The sequence below is a fragment of the Pseudomonas sp. RtIB026 genome, assembly GCF_016861355.2.
In the GTDB taxonomy this organism is placed as follows: domain Bacteria; phylum Pseudomonadota; class Gammaproteobacteria; order Pseudomonadales; family Pseudomonadaceae; genus Aquipseudomonas; species Aquipseudomonas peradeniyensis.
The window spans coordinates 199901-216036 of sequence record NZ_AP023348.2 but is presented as its reverse complement, the minus strand read 5'-3'; the positions used below and the strand labels follow the sequence as shown (position 1 = coordinate 216036).

Below are 16136 nucleotides of genomic sequence, written 5' to 3'. Positions count from 1 at the left end.
CGCGCAAGGCGCACAGAGGCGTCCGGGGCTGGTATTGCGCCGACAAGACGGTACGATGGCAGGCCGCTGCCATCGGGCAGCCTGGACCATGGCAGGAGTGATTGACCCATGAAGTTCAAGGACTGGTACTGGCGGCGATGGATTCGCCAACACGGTTGCAAGGTGAGCACAGGCATTTCCAAGTTCGGCAAGCGGGCGAAGCTGGCGCTCGAAGCCGAAGTGCGCATGGGCGATGTGGCGGTCAGCGCCGCCACCCTCGACGTCGCGATCGGGGCTCATACCTATATCCGCAGCGGCGGTTCGCTGCAGGTGGTCGAATCGATCGGGCGTTACTGCTCCATTGGCAGTGCGGTGGTCATCGGCCAGGAAAAATACGCCCACCCGACCGACTGGCTGAGTTCCCACCCTTTCCAGTTCACCGGCACCCAGTGGCAATACGAACCGCCGAGCACACCGGCGCGTATCGGCCACGACGTGTGGATCGGCGAAGGCGCGATGATCATGGAAGGCGTCGAGGTGGGCACGGGCGCGATCATTGCTACCCGCGCCCTGGTCACCCGGGACGTACCGCCCTACGCCGTGGTGGCGGGCTTTCCGGCCAAGGTCGTGCGTTTTCGATACCCGGAAGCGATGATCGAGCGTCTGCTGGCATCGCGCTGGTGGGAGCGCGATACCCGGCAGTTGCTGGAACTGCCGCTGCACGACCCTGCCGCCTGCCTTGACCGGATCAGCGAGCTGGGTGAAGCCAGTTATTCGCGGATCGAGATCTCGCGGCGCGGGTGCAAGGTGCTGGCGTCTGCTTGAGTCGCCGCGAGATTGAATCGACTGGGGCTGCTGCGCAGCCCATCGCGGGCAAGCCCGCTCCCACAGGCTTCGCGCATTGGCGGGCGATTGCGTGGGAGCGGGCTTGCCCCGCGATGGGCCACAGAGCGACCCCAGTCGTTTTCGATCAACGCGCGGCGCTGGTCTGCGCCGTGGTGGCACAAGGCGACTTCAGGCCAGCGGTCATGCTTTCGACGTTGTCGAGCATCTGGTTGCCCTTGTTGACCTTCTGGGCGTTCTCCGCCAACTGCATGCGCTGGTCATAGGTGGCCGAGGTGCCGTTCATGCTGTTCTTGGTTTCCAGCACCGAGTTGGCGATGCTCAGCAGGCTGCGGCCGGTGGAGATCAGGTTGTCGGTCGCACTGGGCGTGCACGGGGCGTTGCCGCCGGCCATCTGGCTGGGCTGCTGGCCCTGGTTGTAGGAACCCGGCGCTACACAACCGGCGAGTGTTACCAGCATGGGTGCAATGAGCAGGGCCCCAAGCGTTCCTTGGATGTTCATGTGACGTTCCCTCGATCACTGGGCTCCGACCCGGTGCCGAAGCGATGGAGGGATTCTAGAAACGCGGCAGTAATGGCGAAATAGAACGGGTGTGCTAAAGGCACTTTGCCGCTGGTCAGAGCGACCCGAGCTACAAATCCAGGGGAAGCTGGGCACTGTACTGCCAGTGTATTGTTTTTTGTACCGCGGAGCGGTCAGGTTTTTCGGCCATGACGTTGTTCTCCTGGTGAAAATGTGATCAAGGTTGTTGCAAGGTGGCAATTACACACCTAAGATGCCCGCCTTCTCTCACCCGACAGCAAAGGAGGTACATCATGCAACAGTCGATCACCCTTTGCAGGTCGCGCCTGGCTTGAACGCATTCGCCGCTACTCGTTAGCGGTACCGCAACGCCCGGCCTCTGGCCTGCCAATCCGAACATCTTTTTGTTTCAACCCATCAGGATTGGACTATGGGCACTTGCATTCGCAATTTGTCCGACGGCGCCGTATTGGTCGCCGCGGACGACACCTGGATCGAAGGAAAAGCGATCCAACAACTCGAAACCACCGCTCGCCTAGGGGGCATGCATCGGGTGGCCGGCATGCCGGACCTGCATCCGGGGCGTGGCTATCCGGTCGGCGCGGCATTCTTTTCCGTGGGGCGTTTGTACCCGGCGCTGGTCGGCAATGACATCGGCTGTGGCATGGCGCTGTGGCGCACGGACATCCCGACCGCCAAGCTGCATCTGGACAAGCTGGAGAAACGCCTTGGCAACCTCGACCTGCCGCTCGACGAGACGTGGCAGGAGGCCGTCGCCAGCTTCGGTTTGCCTGCCACGGGGCACGAGCGTTCTCTAGGCACCATTGGTGGTGGTAACCACTTCGCCGAGCTGCAGCAACTCGATGAAAACTACGACGATGCGGCCCTGGCAGCCTTGGGCATCGAGCGCAAACACCTGCTGTTGCTGGTGCACAGCGGCTCGCGTGGTTTGGGCGAGGCGATCTTGCGTGAGCAGGTCGACCTGTTCGGTCATCACGGACTGGAGGCGGGCAGCGAGGCCAGCACTCATTACCTGGGCCGGCACGACGGCGCGCTGCGTTTTGCCGAAGCCAACCGTCAGTTGATTGCCCGGCGCATGCTCGACCGCTTGCGTGCCGATGGCGATGTACTGCTCGACATCAACCACAACCTGGTGTCGCCAGCGCAGGTCGACGGGCTCGATGGTTGGCTGCATCGCAAAGGCGCCACACCGTCGGATCAGGGGGCGGTGGTGATCCCTGGTTCGCGCGGCGACTACAGCTACTTGGTACAGCCGATCGCCGACGAGCGCAGCCTGTTGTCCCTGGCCCATGGCGCCGGACGCAAATGGATGCGCAGCGAGTGCAAGGACCGCCTCGCCTCGCGCTACAGCGTCGAGCAGCTGAGTCGTACGGCATTAGGCAGCCGCGTGATCTGCGCCGACCGGGCGCTGATCTACGAGGAAGCGCCGGAGGCCTACAAGGCTATCGACTCGGTGGTGGGTGCCTTGCGTGAAGCGGGGTTGGTTCGCGTGCTGGCACGACTGAAACCGGTGCTCACCTACAAGACGCGCGGAGGGTGCTGCTGATGATCCTACTGCAACTCTCGGCGGCTCAGGGGCCGGAAGAATGTGCCCTGGCAGTGGCCAAGGCATTGCTCAGGCTGCAGGCCGAAGCGGATGCCCAGGCCGTGGCGGTACGGATACTCGAAGAAGAGCCGGGGTCGCGGCGCGGTACCTTGCGCTCGGTGTTGCTGGCACTGGATGGCGAGCAGGCCGAGCGCCTGGCGGATCACTGGACGGGCTCGCTGCAATGGACGTGCAGCAGTCCGTACCGGCCAGGGCATGCGCGCAAGAACTGGTTCTTTGGGGGCGCACGGTTTGCGCCACCGGCACCGGAATTGGCGAGCGAGATCCACTTCGAGACCTTGCGTTCGTCCGGGCCGGGTGGTCAGCATGTCAACACCACCGACTCGGCAGTGCGCGCCACGCACCTGGCCAGCGGCGTCAGCGTCAAGGTACAGAGCGAGCGTAGCCAGCACGCCAACAAACGCTTGGCGCTGCTGCTCATCGGTCAACGCCTGGCGCAACAGGCAGAGCAGGTCGACAGCGAACTGCGCGCGGAGCGGCGGTTGTTCCATCACCGCATCGAGCGTGGCAATCCACGTCGGGTGTTTCGTGGCGAGCGCTTCGAGCCGGCTGACAAGTAGAATGTGTGCGAATAGTCGTCGAGCAAAAGTCAGGCCGGGCGGCGTAGGCGATGCCGGCCCCACAAAAACGGATGAGGAAAGGACCCGGCTCGCACTCGGGTTTACGCGTTGCAAATGAGCATTCCGTATCTGAGGCGATCCCGCCAAAAACGCAAAAGCCGCGCAATGCGCGGCTTCGAAGATGGTGGGCCCACACGGACTCGAACCGTGGACCAAAGGATTATGAGTCCTCTGCTCTAACCAACTGAGCTATAGGCCCTCAGCAGGTGCGCAGGATTATAACGAGGGTTTCGATAGCGTGCCATCCGAAAGATCCGTTTGTGCTATGCGAAGAAAGGTCGCCGCGAACTCCTCCGGCGGCAGCGGCAGGCTGACGATGTAGCCCTGGATCTGTTCGCAGCCTTCGGCGGCCAGGAAGCGCTGCTGCGCCTGGTTTTCCACGCCTTCGGCAATGATCGTCAGCTGCATGCTGCGGCCCAGGGCGATGATGGCGCGGGCGATGGCGGCGTCGTGGGGATCGTCGGGCAGGCCGCGGATGAACGACTGGTCGATCTTGAGGATGTCCAGCGGCAGGCGCTTGAGGTAGCTGAGCGAGGAGTAGCCGGTGCCGAAGTCGTCGATGGCCAACTGCACGCCCAGCAGCTTGAGCTGATGCAGCACGCTCAGCGCTTCCTCGGCCTGGCTCATGATGAAGTTCTCGGTGATCTCCAGCTGCAGGTCGCCGGCCTTGAGCTGATAGCTGCGCAGCAGCTGTTCGATACGCCGGGCCAGGCTGGGCTGGCGCAACTGGGCACCGGCCAGGTTGATCGAGAGCGGGCCAAAGGCATGGTAGGCCTTCTTCCAGGCGTGCATCTGCCGGCAGGCCTGCTCCAGCACCCAGTCGCCGAGCTGCAGGATGGTGCCGTTCTCCTCGGCCAGGTGGATGAACTGCTCGGGCGGCACTTCGCCGAAAGTGGGATGGGTCCAGCGGACCAGCGCCTCTGCGCCGACCAGGCTCTGGGTCTTGAGGCTGAACTTGGGCTGATAGCACAGGCTCAGCTCGTTGCGCTCGATGGCGCGGCGCAGCTCGTGTTCCAGGGCAATGCGTTCGCTGGCCTGGGTGGTGAGCTCGCGGGTGTAGGCCTCGACGCGGTTGCGACCCTTGGCCTTGGAACGGTACATCGCGGCGTCGGCGTTGCGGATCAGGCTGGCGACATCGGTACCGTCCTGCGGGTACAAGCTGATACCGATGCTGGCGCTGGTGAAGAACTCGTGCTCGCCGGCCTGGAACGGCGCGTGGAAGCCGGCCAGCAGCTTGTTGGCGATGGCGCTGGCATCACTGGGCTTGTGCAGGCCGGGCAGGAGGATGATGAACTCGTCGCCACCCAGGCGGGCCACGGTGTCCACGTCGCGCACCTGCTCCTTGAGGCGCTGGGCGATGCCCTTGAGCAGCAGGTCGCCCACCGGGTGGCCGAGGCTGTCGTTGATGTGCTTGAAGCGGTCGAGGTCGAGGAACAGCACCGCGCCCTGGCGGTTGGATATCTGGGCGCAGTTCAGCGCGGCCTGCAGGCGGCTTTCGAACAGGGCGCGGTTGGGCAGGCCGGTGAGCGGGTCGTGGTGGGCCTGGTAGTCGAGCTTGGCCTGGGCGTGCTTGAGGCTGGAGATGTCGGCGAACACGGCGACGAAGTGAGTGATCTCGCGCTCGTGGTTGCGCACGGCGCTGATGGTCAGCCAGCCGGGGTACAGTTCGCCGTTCTTGCGTTTGTTGAAGATCTCGCCCTGCCAGTGCCCCTCGGCGGTCAGCTGGTGCCACATGGCGGCGTAGAAGGCGCTGTCGTGCTGGCCGGAGGCGAGCAGGCGCGGAGTCTGGCCGAGGGCTTCGATCTCGCTGTAGCCGGTGATCTCGCTGAAGGCGCGGTTGACCGCGCTGATGCGCTGGTCGGTGTCGGTGATCAGCACGCCCTCGGCGGTGTTCTCGAACACCGTGGCGGCCAGTTGCAGCTTCTCCTGCATCAGGTGGCGCTCGGTGATGTCGCGGGCGATGGTCAGCATGCAGTCGACGCCGCCGATCGGCAGCGGCCGGGCGGACAGCTCGCAGAGACGGATCTGCCCGTCGCTGCGGCGGATATGGCAGCTGAAGTCGCGCACGAAGCCATCGCGCTGCAGTTGATCGACCAGGCGCTGGCGCTCGTTGAGGTCGACCCAGATGCCCAGGTCCAGCGAGGTCTGGTCGACCGTGGTGCTGATGTCGTAGCCGGTCAGGCGGCAGAAACCTTCGTTGACCTCCAGCAGCAGGCCGTCGCTCTGGCGCGAGAGCAGCAGGCCGTCGGGGGAGGCGTGGAAGGCCTTGGCGAACTTCTCCTCGGAGGTCTGCAACTGCTGCTGGGTTTCCTTGAGCTGGCTGATGTCGCGGATTGCCACCACCAGTGCCGGCATGTTGTCCAGTTCGAAGGTTTCGGCCGAGGTCAGGCCGGTGAACAGTTCGCCGTTGTTGCGCCGGAAGGTCATTTCCAGGTTGCGGATGCCGCCGCGGTGCAGGCGTTCGAGCAAGGCCGGGCCGGTGCCGGCCACGCCCCACAAGCCGAGCTCGGTGGCGGTGCGGCCGATCACTTGCGCAGGATTCAGGCCGATCAGCTCCTCGAACGCTTCGTTGACCTCCAGCAGGCAGCCGTCGCTGTGTCGGGCGATGATCAGGATGTCCGGGCATTGCTGGAACACCGAGGCGAACTTCTGCTCCGACAGGCGCAAGGCATCCTCGGTATGCTTGGTCTCGCTGATGTCGATCATCAGCCCGCGCATCAGCGACTTGTGGCCGTGCTCGATCATGCTGACGATATTGCGCACCCACAGGGTATGGCCGTCGGCGCGGATCACCCGGTAGTCGAGGCTGTGATCGCGTCCGGCCGCCGTTTCACTGTCGCAGTAGGCCTGCGCCCAGAGGGCATCCTCCGGGTGCAGGATGCTGCGCCAGAAGCCGGGCTTGAGCCACTCGCCCGTGGGGTAACCGAGCAGGTCCTCGGCGTGGGGCGAGACATAGCTGTAGCTGAAGTCGTTGGCATCGGCCTCCCAGGCCACCGCCGACAGGCTCTCGATCAGGCCACGGTAGTGGTACTCGCTGCTGCGCAGCTCCTGTTCCAGGGCGATGCGCCGGGAAATCTCCGAACTCAGGCGGCGGTTGATGCGGATCACCACCGCCAGGATGGCCATCAGCATCAGCACCGCCGGCAGGCCATAGAGCAGTACATCGTGCCAGAAGGTCCGCTGATCGACGACGTTGCCCACCCAGCGTTGCTGGATGTGGCTGACTTCACTGCTGCTCATGTCGGCCATCACCTTGTCGAGGATGCCGACCAGCACCTTTTGCTGACGGGGCACGGCCATGGCCAGCTGGTAGCGGTAAGGGGTCTCGCCGCTGACGTACAGGCCGTCCAGCTTTAGCTGACGCAGGCTCCAGATGCTCGAGGCGAGGTCGCCGACCACCGCGTCGACCTCGTCGGTGGCCAGTGCCTGCAGGGTCGAGCTGACGTTGGGCATGGCCACCAGGTTGAGGTCCGGGTGGTGGGTACGCAGCAGTTCGTGAGGCGCGTAGTTCTCCACCACGGCGATCTTCAGGCCGTAGAGGTCCTTGAGGTTGCGTGGTTGCGCGCCGCCGGAATGGGCGAGGATGACGATCGGGAAGTCCAGGTAGGGGCGGGTGAAGGCCAGGTAGTTCTGGCGCTCCGGGGTGGACATGATCCCGGGGAGCAGGTCGAGGCGGTTGCTGCGCGCCTGTTCGAGCACTTCGGTCCAGCTGCTGGGCTCGATCGGCTTGAGGGTGATCCCCAGGCGTTCCTGGATCAGGGCGATGTAATCGGCGGCCAATCCCTGGTAGCGACCTTCCTGGTCGCGGAATTCGAACGGCGGCCATGAAGCATCGACGCCCAGGCGCAGCTGTGGGTGGGCGCTGAGCCAGGCTTGTTCCTCGTCGGTCAGGGTCAGGGCGCCGGCCGTTGTGTTCCAGGCGAGCAGGAGCAGCAACAGGAAGGCCGGCATCATGGGCATAGCGGCCTCTCGATCAGGGGGACTGATTCGAGTGTAGACGGGCATCTCGCCCGCTGGGTAGACCGTGGCAACGACCTTCTGTCACATAAGAAAAACCCCGGCCTGGGCCGGGGTTCGTCTTTACTCGTCGAGGAAGGAGCGCAGGTGCTCGCTTCGCGTCGGGTGGCGCAGCTTGCGCAGCGCCTTGGCTTCGATCTGACGGATCCGCTCGCGGGTCACGTCGAACTGCTTGCCTACCTCTTCGAGGGTGTGGTCGGTGTTCATGTCGATGCCGAAACGCATGCGCAGCACCTTGGCTTCGCGTGCGGTCAGGCCCGAGAGCACGTCACGGGTCGCTTCCTTGAGGCTTTCGACCGTGGCCACGTCGATCGGGGACTGCATGGTGGAGTCCTCGATGAAGTCGCCCAGGTGCGAATCTTCGTCGTCACCGATCGGGGTCTCCATGGAGATCGGCTCTTTGGCGATCTTCAACACCTTGCGGATCTTGTCCTCAGGCATCTCCATGCGCTCGCCCAGCTCTTCCGGGGTCGGTTCGCGACCCATTTCCTGCAGCATCTGCCGGGAAATGCGGTTGAGCTTGTTGATCGTCTCGATCATGTGCACCGGAATACGGATGGTGCGCGCCTGGTCGGCGATCGAGCGGGTGATCGCCTGGCGGATCCACCAGGTGGCGTAGGTCGAGAACTTGTAGCCGCGACGGTATTCGAACTTGTCCACCGCCTTCATCAAGCCGATGTTGCCTTCCTGGATCAGGTCGAGGAACTGCAGGCCGCGGTTGGTGTACTTCTTGGCGATCGAGATCACCAGACGCAGGTTCGCCTCGACCATTTCCTTCTTGGCGCGGCGGGCCTTGGCTTCGCCGATGGACATGCGACGGTTGATGTCCTTGATCTCGGCGACGGTCAGGCCGGTCTCGGTCTCGAGGTCGATCAACTTCTGCTGGCAGGCAACGATGGCTACGTCCTTTTCACCCAGGGCGGCGGCCCACTTGGTGTTGCGCTTGGCCAGGTCACCGGACCAGGTCTGGTCGGTTTCGTTGCTCGGGAACAGGCGCAGGAAGTCGGCGCGCGGCATGCGCGCGTCACGCACGCACAGCTGCATGATGGCGCGTTCTTGCTGGCGCAGGCGGTCAAGGGCGCCGCGTACACGCTCGACCAGTACGTCGAACTGCTTCGGTACCAGCTTGATCGGCATGAACAGGTCAGCCAGGGCCTGCATGGCGCCGATGCTGTCCTTGTGGCCTCGACCGTGTTTCTTCAGCACCTTGAGGGTGTCGACCAGCTGATCCTTGACCGCACCGAAGCGCTGCGCGGCAACGACCGGATCCGGACCGCTTTCGGTCTCTTCCTCGTCATCGCTGCTTTCAGCGTTTTCGTCGTCGTCGTCTTCTTCTTCCTTCGCAGCGGCGGCCTTGGCACCTGGAATCGGTACTTCTTCGGTCGGCGCGGCGATGTTGTCGTCAGGGTCGATATAACCGCTGAGGACATCGGACAGACGGCCGCCTTCGACGGTGACGCGGTCGTATTCGCTGATGATGTAGTCGACGGTGCCCGGGAAGTGAGCGATGGCGCCCATGACTTCACGGATGCCTTCCTCGATACGCTTGGCGATTTCGATCTCGCCTTCGCGGGTCAGCAGCTCGACGGTACCCATTTCGCGCATGTACATGCGCACCGGGTCGGTCGTGCGGCCGATATCGGTCTCTACTGCCGCCAACGCTGCGGCGGCTTCTTCGGCTGCGGCTTCGTCGGTGTCGGCTTCCGCCAACAACAGGGCATCCGCATCCGGAGCACTCTCGAATACGTTGATCCCCATGTCGTTGATCATGCGGATGATGTCTTCCACCTGTTCCGGATCTGAAATATCCTCAGGCAGGTGGTCGTTGACCTCCGCGTAAGTCAGGTAGCCCTGCTCACGACCGCGGGTGATCAACTCTTTGATACGAGATTGCTGTTGCGCTTTTCCGGACATAACACCCTATCCACTGAAGGTCTTGGCGGGCAAAAAACAAGCCGAGGATTATACCCGAACCTGGACCTCACGCGCCAGATGAGGTCGGGTTTTGTGCGGGAACATTGCGGCTCAGCAGGGCGAGCAGCTGAGATTTTTCCTCTGTACTCAGTTCACTTAGACGCGCTTTCCTGAGCAGATGTTCCAGGCTGCGCTCGCGTTGGCGAGCGGACAAACTAGTTATAGTGTCGAAAAACTGTTGTTCAAGGTTGTCGGCATCGATCAACCACTCCTTTTCTGCCAGGGCGCGCAACAGGCGGCCCTGTTCGGTGCCGTGCCAGCGTGCGATCAGCTGCATAGAGCTTAGCTTAGGATTCTTCTGCGCGGCCTCGATCAGCGCCACCAGCAGTTGACTGTACAATTGTTCTTCGTCGGCGAAGTGGCTGGCATCCTCGACCTTGCCGGCCAGCAACGGGTGGTGCAGCAGGGTGCGCAGGGCCGACAGCGTCGGCGGCTCGACCGGCGCCGGCACCCGTGGCGGGGCTTCACCGCGCTGGCCGTCGCGCTGCCAGGGCTTGCCACCTTTCTTGTCCCACGGCTTGCCGTCCCATTGCTTCTTGCCACCGCCCTTGTTCGGCGTCCAGGGGCGTTGCTCCTGTTGCGCCGGGGCGTAGTCGGGCTGGTAGTGCAGTTCGCCATGGTCCGGCGTGTAGCTGGCCATTGCGTCGTAGTCGTAGCCGGGGTCGTAATCCGGCACGCTGGGCGTCGGCGCGCTCTGCGCCAACTGCTCCATCTGTTGCGGGTCGAGGCCGGTGATTTCCTTCAGGCGGTTGCGCATCAACTGGCGCAGATTGGCGCCCGGCACCTTTTCGATCAGTGGTGCGGCGAGGGTGACCATGTGCGCCTTGCCTTCCAGCGAGCGCGGGTCGGCCTCGTTGCTCAACTGTTCGAAGAAGTAGTCGGCCAGTGGCTGGGCGTGCTGGTTGATGCGGGCCTGGAAGGCGTCGGTGCCTTCAGCGCGCACCAGGCTGTCCGGGTCTTCGCCCTCGGGCAGGAACAGGAAGCGCGCACGGCGGCCATCCTGCAGGCTCGACAGGGTCGCCTCCAGGGCGCGCCAGGCGGCCTTGCGCCCGGCCTGGTCGCCGTCGAAGCAGAACAACACGCTGGGTACCACGCGGAACAGGCGCTTGAGGTGCTCCTCGCTGGTGGACGTGCCGAGGGTGGCCACCGCGTTGCGCAGGCCCTGCTGGGCCAGGGCGATGACGTCCATGTAGCCCTCGACCACGATGATCTCGTCGAGGTTGCGGTTGTGCTTGCGTGCCTCGTACAGGCCGTACAGTTCCTGGCCCTTGTGGAACACCGGGGTTTCCGGGGAGTTCAGGTACTTGGGCTTGTCGTCGCCCAGTACCCGGCCGCCGAAGGCGATAACCCGGCCACGGCTGTCGCGGATCGGGAACATCACCCGGTCGCGGAAGCGGTCGTAGCGCTTGCTGCTTTCGGCATTCTCGATCAGCAGGCCTGCGTCGATCATCACTTTCTGCTGCAGCGAGTCGGCGCCCAGGTGCTTGAGCAGGTTGTCCCAGCCCGGCGGGGCGAAGCCCAGGCCGAAGTCGCGGGCGATCTCGCCGGACAGGCCGCGGCCCTTGAGGTAGTCCACCGCCGCCTTGCGGGTGGCGTGGCCGCGCAGGGCCTGGCGGTAGAACTCGCTGGCCGCTTCCAGCAGCGGGTACAGCGGTGAATCGGTTGGCTGGCGCGGCTTCTGTCCGCGACGGCCTTCTTCCCGGGGTACTTCCATGCCGGCCGCGCGGGCCAGTTCCTCGACCGCCTGGGGGAAGTCCAGGTTGTCGTGGTCCATGATGAAGCCAAGCGCGTTACCGCCGGCGCCGCAGCCGAAGCAGTAGTAGAACTGCTTGTCGGGGCTGACGGTGAAGGAGGGGCTCTTTTCCTTGTGGAACGGGCAGCAGGCGGACAGGTTCTTGCCGGTCTTCTTCAGCTGGACGCGCGAACTCACCACATCGACGATGTCGGTGCGGTTGAGAAGGTCATCGATGAAGCTCTGGGGAATCAGCCCGGCCATGGCAGTCTCGTCATCTGGCAGCTGGCAAGTCTAAACGCTTGTGCGCGGGTTTGGCGTGGGGTATCTAGCAGGAAGAGGAGTGTGCTCGTCACCAGCCCATGAAGGGCTCGTCAGAAAGGACGTGCACGCCTGGTCAAGGACCAGTTCTGACGCGTTGATGCAGGTTGCCCATGGCTTTTGCCGGGGCACCCAAGGCGCATGGCCAAGGGTTTGAAGCGACCGCTGCCATCAGCCCGGCACGAGGCCGGGCATGGCAGAAGCTTTGCGTAGAACGGCTGTACTTAGTACAGACGAACGGCGCGGCGCTGTTCGCGCTGAACCTTCTTGGCGTGACGCTTTACAGCGGCAGCGGCTTTGCGCTTGCGCTCGGCGGTCGGCTTCTCGTAAAACTCGCGGCTACGAACTTCAGCCAGTACACCGGCTTTTTCGCAGGAGCGCTTGAAACGACGCAGAGCTACGTCGAAGGGTTCGTTCTCTTTAACTTTGACGGCTGGCATCCAGGGCTACCTTAATTCATTACCGGGGTAGACGTGCTCCTGGCAAAACATAAGGTGTGCTGGAGAACGTCGGTTTTCAAGGGTTGCGGATGTTAACCCTTAGCTGGCCGGAATGCAAAGCCTCTGATCGAAAACCGCTGGTCGGCACCGGACACGGGGACTATCATGCGCGCCTTCGAATTCAGCCTCGACAAGGCACGGACCCATGCTAGTACTGGGATTGGAAACATCCTGCGACGAAACTGGCGTCGCATTATACGACAGTGAGCGCGGCCTGCTGGCCGACGCGCTGTTCAGCCAGATCGACCTGCATCGCGTCTACGGCGGCGTGGTGCCCGAGCTCGCCTCGCGCGACCACGTCAAGCGCATGCTGCCGCTGATTCGCCAGGTGCTGCAGGAAGCCGACTGCGTCGCCACCGAGATCGACGCGATCGCCTACACCGCGGGTCCTGGCCTGGTCGGCGCGCTGCTGGTGGGCGCCTCCTGCGCCCAGGCGCTGGCCTTCGCCTGGGATATTCCGGCGATCGGCGTGCACCATATGGAAGGCCATCTGCTGGCGCCGATGCTCGAGGAGCAGCCACCGGAGTTTCCGTTCGTCGCTTTGTTGGTGTCGGGCGGCCACACCCAGCTGGTGCGGGTCGATGGCATCGGCCAGTACGAGCTGCTGGGCGAGAGCCTGGACGACGCCGCTGGCGAAGCCTTCGACAAGACCGCCAAGCTGATCGGCCTCAATTATCCGGGTGGACCGGAAATCGCCCGCCTGGCCGAGCAAGGCACGCCCGGGCGCTTCGTGTTCCCGCGGCCGATGTGCGATCGGCCAGGCCTGCAGTTCAGTTTCAGCGGCCTCAAGACCTTCGCCCTGAACACCTGGCAGCAATGCCGCGACGCCGGGGACGACAACGAGCAAACCCGTTGCGACGTGTCGCTGGCGTTCCAGCAGGCGGTGGTGGAGACTCTGACCATCAAGTGCAAGCGCGCCCTCAAGCAGACAGGCCTCAAGCGTCTGGTCATCGCCGGCGGCGTGAGTGCCAACACCGCCTTGCGTGCTTCGCTGGAAGACATGCTGGCCAGCATCAAGGGCAATGTCTATTACGCCCGTCCACGGTTCTGCACTGACAACGGCGCGATGATCGCCTACGCCGGTTGCCAGCGCCTGCTGGCCGGGCAGCAGCAGGACCTGGCCATCAGCGTGCAGGCGCGCTGGCCGATGGAGCAGTTGCCGGCGGTGTGAGCCGCGCCGGGGTCATGCGCGCGCCTCAGAAATGGCGTTCGCGCCCGGCGAACAGGTCACGCAGGTTGTTGCGGTGGCGCCAGACGATCAGGATCGTCAACACCGTCATCGGCAACAGCGCTTCGGGCTCGCGCCAGGCCAGCAATGGCAGCGTCAGCGGCGTGGCGATCAAGGCTGCCAGCGAGCTGGTGCGGGTCAGGTAGAAGGTCAGCAGCCAGGCGCCGATGGCCAGCAGTGCGGCGGGAAAGTACAACGCCATGAGCATGCCGGCGGCGGTGGCCACGCCCTTGCCGCCCTGGAAACGGAAGTACACCGGGAACAGGTGGCCGAGCACCGCGCAGATGCCGACCCAGGCCTGTTCCTGCTGGTCGAGCCCGGCCAGGCGGGCCAGCAGTACTGGCAACATGCCCTTGCACAGGTCGCCGAGCAGCGTCAGGATCGCCAGCTTGCGGCCTGCCAGGCGTAGCATGTTGGTCGCGCCGGCATTGCCCGAGCCGCTGGAGCGCGGGTCGGGGCTGCCGCTGAGGCGGCTCAGGACGATGGCGAAGGACAGAGAGCCGAGCAGGTAGGCAAGCAGCGCCAGTGACCAAAACATGCTAACTATTCCGGGCGAGGACGCCCTGATTCTAACGGCGCCCGTCGCCCTTGTCGTGCTGTGGAGAGAAGTGCTTGGACAGAGTGTTCATCGAAGGCCTGGAAGTCGATACCGTCATCGGTGCCTATGACTGGGAGCGGGATATTCGCCAGTGCCTGCGCCTGGACCTGAGTTTCGCCTGGGACAACCGCCCGGCGGCGGCCGGTGACGACCTGTCACTGGCGCTGGACTATGCCAGTGTCTCGGCGCGCGTCCAGGCCTTTGCCGAGCAGGCGCGCTTCGAGCTGGTGGAGACCTTCGCCGAGCGTCTGGTGGCGGTGCTGATGGCCGAGTTCAACATCCCCTGGGTGCGGCTGAAGCTGACCAAGCCGGGCGCGGTGCCTGCGGCCCGTGGCGGTGTAGGCGTGGAGATCGAGCGCGGATGTCTCTGAGTACGGTATATCTCGGGCTGGGCAGCAACATCGACCGCGAGCGGCACTTGTGTGCGGGGCTTGATGCGTTGGCTGGCATGCTCAGTGACATGCACTGCTCCGCAGTGTTCGAGAGCCAGGCCGTGGGAATCAAGAGCGGCCCGTTTTACAACCTGGTGGTGCGCGGATGCACCGACCTGCCACTGCTGGAACTCGACCGCCGGCTCAAGTTCATCGAGGCCGAAAATGGCCGCTACGCCCCGGATCGCAAGGGCCTGCCGCTGGATATCGATGTACTGATGTTCGATGACCTGTGTGGCACGTTCAATGGTCTGGTGCTGCCGCGGGCGGAGATCGTGAAGAACGCCTTTGTGCTGTGGCCGTTGTCGTTGCTGGCACCGGAACTGGTGCATCCGGGCGAGGGCAAGTCCATGGGGCAGCTGTGGCGGGAGGCGAGCATTGAACAGGTACTGGCGCCGGTGCCGTTCGAATGGCGAGGGTTGCAGCTGACTCTGATGTAAGCCAGTACCGCCCTCTTCGCGGGTAAACCCGCTCCCACAGGTATCGCGCCGCTGTTGAGGGCGGTGAAAAACCTGTGGGAGCAACTGTCTTGCTCAATTTTTAGAATCTGGCGCGATCCCTGTGGGAGCGGGTTTAGCCGCGAAGGGCGGGGGCAGATCAAGCTGATTGGTATGCTTCGAGCGCCTTCAGCCGTTTGTCTTTCAGTGCGTCACCCAAGGCCTTTCCGGTCAGTCCTTTCTCAACCAGCGACTTCACCTCCACTGCCCGCGCCGCTTCAGCGGCTCCCCGCAGGTACATGCCCTGAGGGTACGCCGAGCCTGGCGCAGCCATCTCGCACGCGGCGATGAAATCCTCGAAGCGTTGCGGTCGTCGATACACATCGAACTTCTGCAGCAACTCCAGCAGGCTTGTCGGCTCCAGTGCCTGGGCTTCATCGGCCCGTTCGGCGAACTCTCCTACCAGTACTGCCAGTTCCTGGCATTCGCGCGGGACCTTGAAGCGCTGGTTGAGTGCCTTGATCGCCGTTGGCTGCAACCCGCGCAGCAGGCATGCCCAGCGCACCGGCAGTGGTTGCTGGTGCCTGGCCGCCTGGTGCAACGCAGCCAGTGTATCGGCGCCGTGCTCCAGCTCTGGCATCAGCTCGTTCAGCGCGCCGCAACTGCGCAGCACCTCGATGAACACCTGTGGCTCGCTTTCCATCAATGCCCGTTCGATCTCCTTCCAGCTGCGCTCGGCGGTCAGCGCCTGCAGCTCGCCCGATTCGGCGATCTGGCGCATCAGCTTCAAGGTGTCGTCGGCGACGTGGAAACCCAGGGGCGCGTAGCGGGCCGCAAAGCGCGCAACGCGCAGAACCCGCAGGGGATCTTCGGCGAACGCCGGGGAAACATGGCGCAGGATCCGCTGTTCGAGATCGGCCTTGCCGTGATAGGGATCGTGCAGCGCGCCGTGTTCGTCCTCGGCCATGGCATTGATGGTCAGGTCGCGCCGAACCAGGTCTTCCTCGAGGGTGACTTCGGGGCTTGCATGAAAGGTGAAGCCGCCATAACCGCGCCCGCTCTTGCGCTCGGTACGGGCAAGGGCATATTCCTCACCGGTCTTCGGGTGCAGGAACACCGGGAAATCGGCGCCGACCGGGCGGAATCCCTGGGCCTGCATCTGTTCGACGGTGGCGCCAACCACCAACCAGTCGACGTCGCTGACCGGACGGCCAAGCAGGCGGTCGCGCACGGCGCCGCCAACCTTGTAGATCTGCATGTGAAACCTCCATTTCTGCCGACAGGATACCTTGTCGGCAGAAATGGT

General features: G+C 64.0%; 13 protein-coding genes and 1 tRNA gene. 6 read left to right on the top strand and 8 right to left on the bottom strand.

Annotation, left to right across the window (positions count from 1 at the left end; translation table 11 throughout):
• Positions 1-108: 108 nt before the first annotated feature.
• A complete protein-coding gene (locus PRtIB026_RS01060) occupies positions 109-804 on the top strand; it encodes a CatB-related O-acetyltransferase (protein WP_203649886.1) in 696 nt (231 codons plus the stop codon).
• A gap of 145 nt (positions 805-949) precedes the next feature.
• Here the strand turns inward: PRtIB026_RS01060 and PRtIB026_RS01055 are convergent, their stop codons facing one another.
• Positions 950-1324, bottom strand: a complete 375-nt coding sequence (locus PRtIB026_RS01055; RefSeq protein WP_203649888.1) for a hypothetical protein — start codon at positions 1322-1324, stop codon at positions 950-952.
• A 451-nt stretch (positions 1325-1775) separates the two neighbouring features.
• Between PRtIB026_RS01055 and PRtIB026_RS01050 the strand changes: the two genes are divergently transcribed.
• Positions 1776-2912, top strand: a complete 1137-nt coding sequence (locus PRtIB026_RS01050) for an RNA ligase RtcB family protein (protein ID WP_011531823.1) — start codon at positions 1776-1778, stop codon at positions 2910-2912.
• Positions 2912-3532: a peptide chain release factor H gene (gene prfH / locus PRtIB026_RS01045; protein ID WP_203649890.1), complete on the top strand. Its 621-nt coding sequence runs from the start codon at positions 2912-2914 to the stop codon at positions 3530-3532. The genes PRtIB026_RS01050 and prfH overlap by 1 nt, the downstream gene beginning before the upstream one ends.
• A gap of 182 nt (positions 3533-3714) precedes the next feature.
• Here the strand turns inward: prfH and PRtIB026_RS01040 are convergent.
• The 5 genes from PRtIB026_RS01040 to rpsU all read right to left on the bottom strand — a co-directional run bounded on the left by PRtIB026_RS01040 (position 3715) and on the right by rpsU (position 12076).
• Positions 3715-3791, bottom strand: a tRNA-Ile gene (locus PRtIB026_RS01040).
• A gap of 17 nt (positions 3792-3808) precedes the next feature.
• On the bottom strand, positions 3809-7552 hold the full coding sequence (locus tag PRtIB026_RS01035; protein WP_203649898.1) for a bifunctional diguanylate cyclase/phosphodiesterase: 3744 nt from the start codon (positions 7550-7552) through the stop codon (positions 3809-3811).
• Between the two features lie 120 nt (positions 7553-7672).
• Positions 7673-9523 (bottom strand): RNA polymerase sigma factor RpoD, encoded by a 1851-nt coding sequence (gene rpoD, locus PRtIB026_RS01030; protein ID WP_203649907.1) that lies wholly within the window; start codon positions 9521-9523, stop codon positions 7673-7675.
• Between the two features lie 67 nt (positions 9524-9590).
• Complete coding sequence (gene dnaG / locus PRtIB026_RS01025) at positions 9591-11579, bottom strand: DNA primase (protein WP_267813387.1); 1989 nt, start codon at positions 11577-11579, stop codon at positions 9591-9593.
• A 281-nt stretch (positions 11580-11860) separates the two neighbouring features.
• On the bottom strand, positions 11861-12076 hold the full coding sequence (gene rpsU / locus PRtIB026_RS01020; protein ID WP_003255575.1) for a 30S ribosomal protein S21: 216 nt from the start codon (positions 12074-12076) through the stop codon (positions 11861-11863).
• Between the two features lie 205 nt (positions 12077-12281).
• Between rpsU and tsaD the strand changes: the two genes are divergently transcribed.
• A complete protein-coding gene (gene tsaD / locus PRtIB026_RS01015; protein ID WP_203649916.1) occupies positions 12282-13307 on the top strand; it encodes a tRNA (adenosine(37)-N6)-threonylcarbamoyltransferase complex transferase subunit TsaD in 1026 nt (341 codons plus the stop codon).
• Between the two features lie 25 nt (positions 13308-13332).
• Here the strand turns inward: tsaD and plsY are convergent, their stop codons facing one another.
• Complete coding sequence (gene plsY / locus PRtIB026_RS01010) at positions 13333-13902, bottom strand: glycerol-3-phosphate 1-O-acyltransferase PlsY (protein WP_050703505.1); 570 nt, start codon at positions 13900-13902, stop codon at positions 13333-13335.
• A gap of 74 nt (positions 13903-13976) precedes the next feature.
• On the opposite strand from plsY, the gene folB reads away from it, so the two are divergent.
• Together folB and folK are read left to right on the top strand one after the other, a co-directional pair.
• Complete coding sequence (gene folB, locus PRtIB026_RS01005) at positions 13977-14333, top strand: dihydroneopterin aldolase (protein WP_110994292.1); 357 nt, start codon at positions 13977-13979, stop codon at positions 14331-14333.
• Entirely contained in the window at positions 14324-14833 is a 510-nt protein-coding gene (gene folK, locus PRtIB026_RS01000) for a 2-amino-4-hydroxy-6-hydroxymethyldihydropteridine diphosphokinase (RefSeq protein WP_203649918.1), read from the top strand. Before folB ends, folK begins: the two co-directional genes overlap by 10 nt.
• A gap of 157 nt (positions 14834-14990) precedes the next feature.
• On the opposite strand, the gene PRtIB026_RS00995 is transcribed toward folK, so the two are convergent.
• Positions 14991-16088, bottom strand: a complete 1098-nt coding sequence (locus tag PRtIB026_RS00995; protein WP_203649920.1) for a multifunctional CCA tRNA nucleotidyl transferase/2'3'-cyclic phosphodiesterase/2'nucleotidase/phosphatase — start codon at positions 16086-16088, stop codon at positions 14991-14993.
• Positions 16089-16136: the final 48 nt, after the last annotated feature.

Coding starts and splice junctions, on each gene's coding strand:
- prfH (WP_203649890.1), top strand. CDS start 2,912: ATGATCCTACTGCAACTCTCGGCGGCTCAGGGGCCGGAAGAATGTGCC.
- rpsU (WP_003255575.1), bottom strand. CDS start 12,076: ATGCCAGCCGTCAAAGTTAAAGAGAACGAACCCTTCGACGTAGCTCTG.
- folK (WP_203649918.1), top strand. CDS start 14,324: ATGTCTCTGAGTACGGTATATCTCGGGCTGGGCAGCAACATCGACCGC.
- PRtIB026_RS01060 (WP_203649886.1), top strand. CDS start 109: ATGAAGTTCAAGGACTGGTACTGGCGGCGATGGATTCGCCAACACGGT.
- PRtIB026_RS01055 (WP_203649888.1), bottom strand. CDS start 1,324: ATGAACATCCAAGGAACGCTTGGGGCCCTGCTCATTGCACCCATGCTG.
- rpoD (WP_203649907.1), bottom strand. CDS start 9,523: ATGTCCGGAAAAGCGCAACAGCAATCTCGTATCAAAGAGTTGATCACC.
- tsaD (WP_203649916.1), top strand. CDS start 12,282: ATGCTAGTACTGGGATTGGAAACATCCTGCGACGAAACTGGCGTCGCA.
- PRtIB026_RS01050 (WP_011531823.1), top strand. CDS start 1,776: ATGGGCACTTGCATTCGCAATTTGTCCGACGGCGCCGTATTGGTCGCC.
- PRtIB026_RS00995 (WP_203649920.1), bottom strand. CDS start 16,088: ATGCAGATCTACAAGGTTGGCGGCGCCGTGCGCGACCGCCTGCTTGGC.
- PRtIB026_RS01035 (WP_203649898.1), bottom strand. CDS start 7,552: ATGCCCATGATGCCGGCCTTCCTGTTGCTGCTCCTGCTCGCCTGGAAC.
- dnaG (WP_267813387.1), bottom strand. CDS start 11,579: ATGGCCGGGCTGATTCCCCAGAGCTTCATCGATGACCTTCTCAACCGC.
- plsY (WP_050703505.1), bottom strand. CDS start 13,902: ATGTTTTGGTCACTGGCGCTGCTTGCCTACCTGCTCGGCTCTCTGTCC.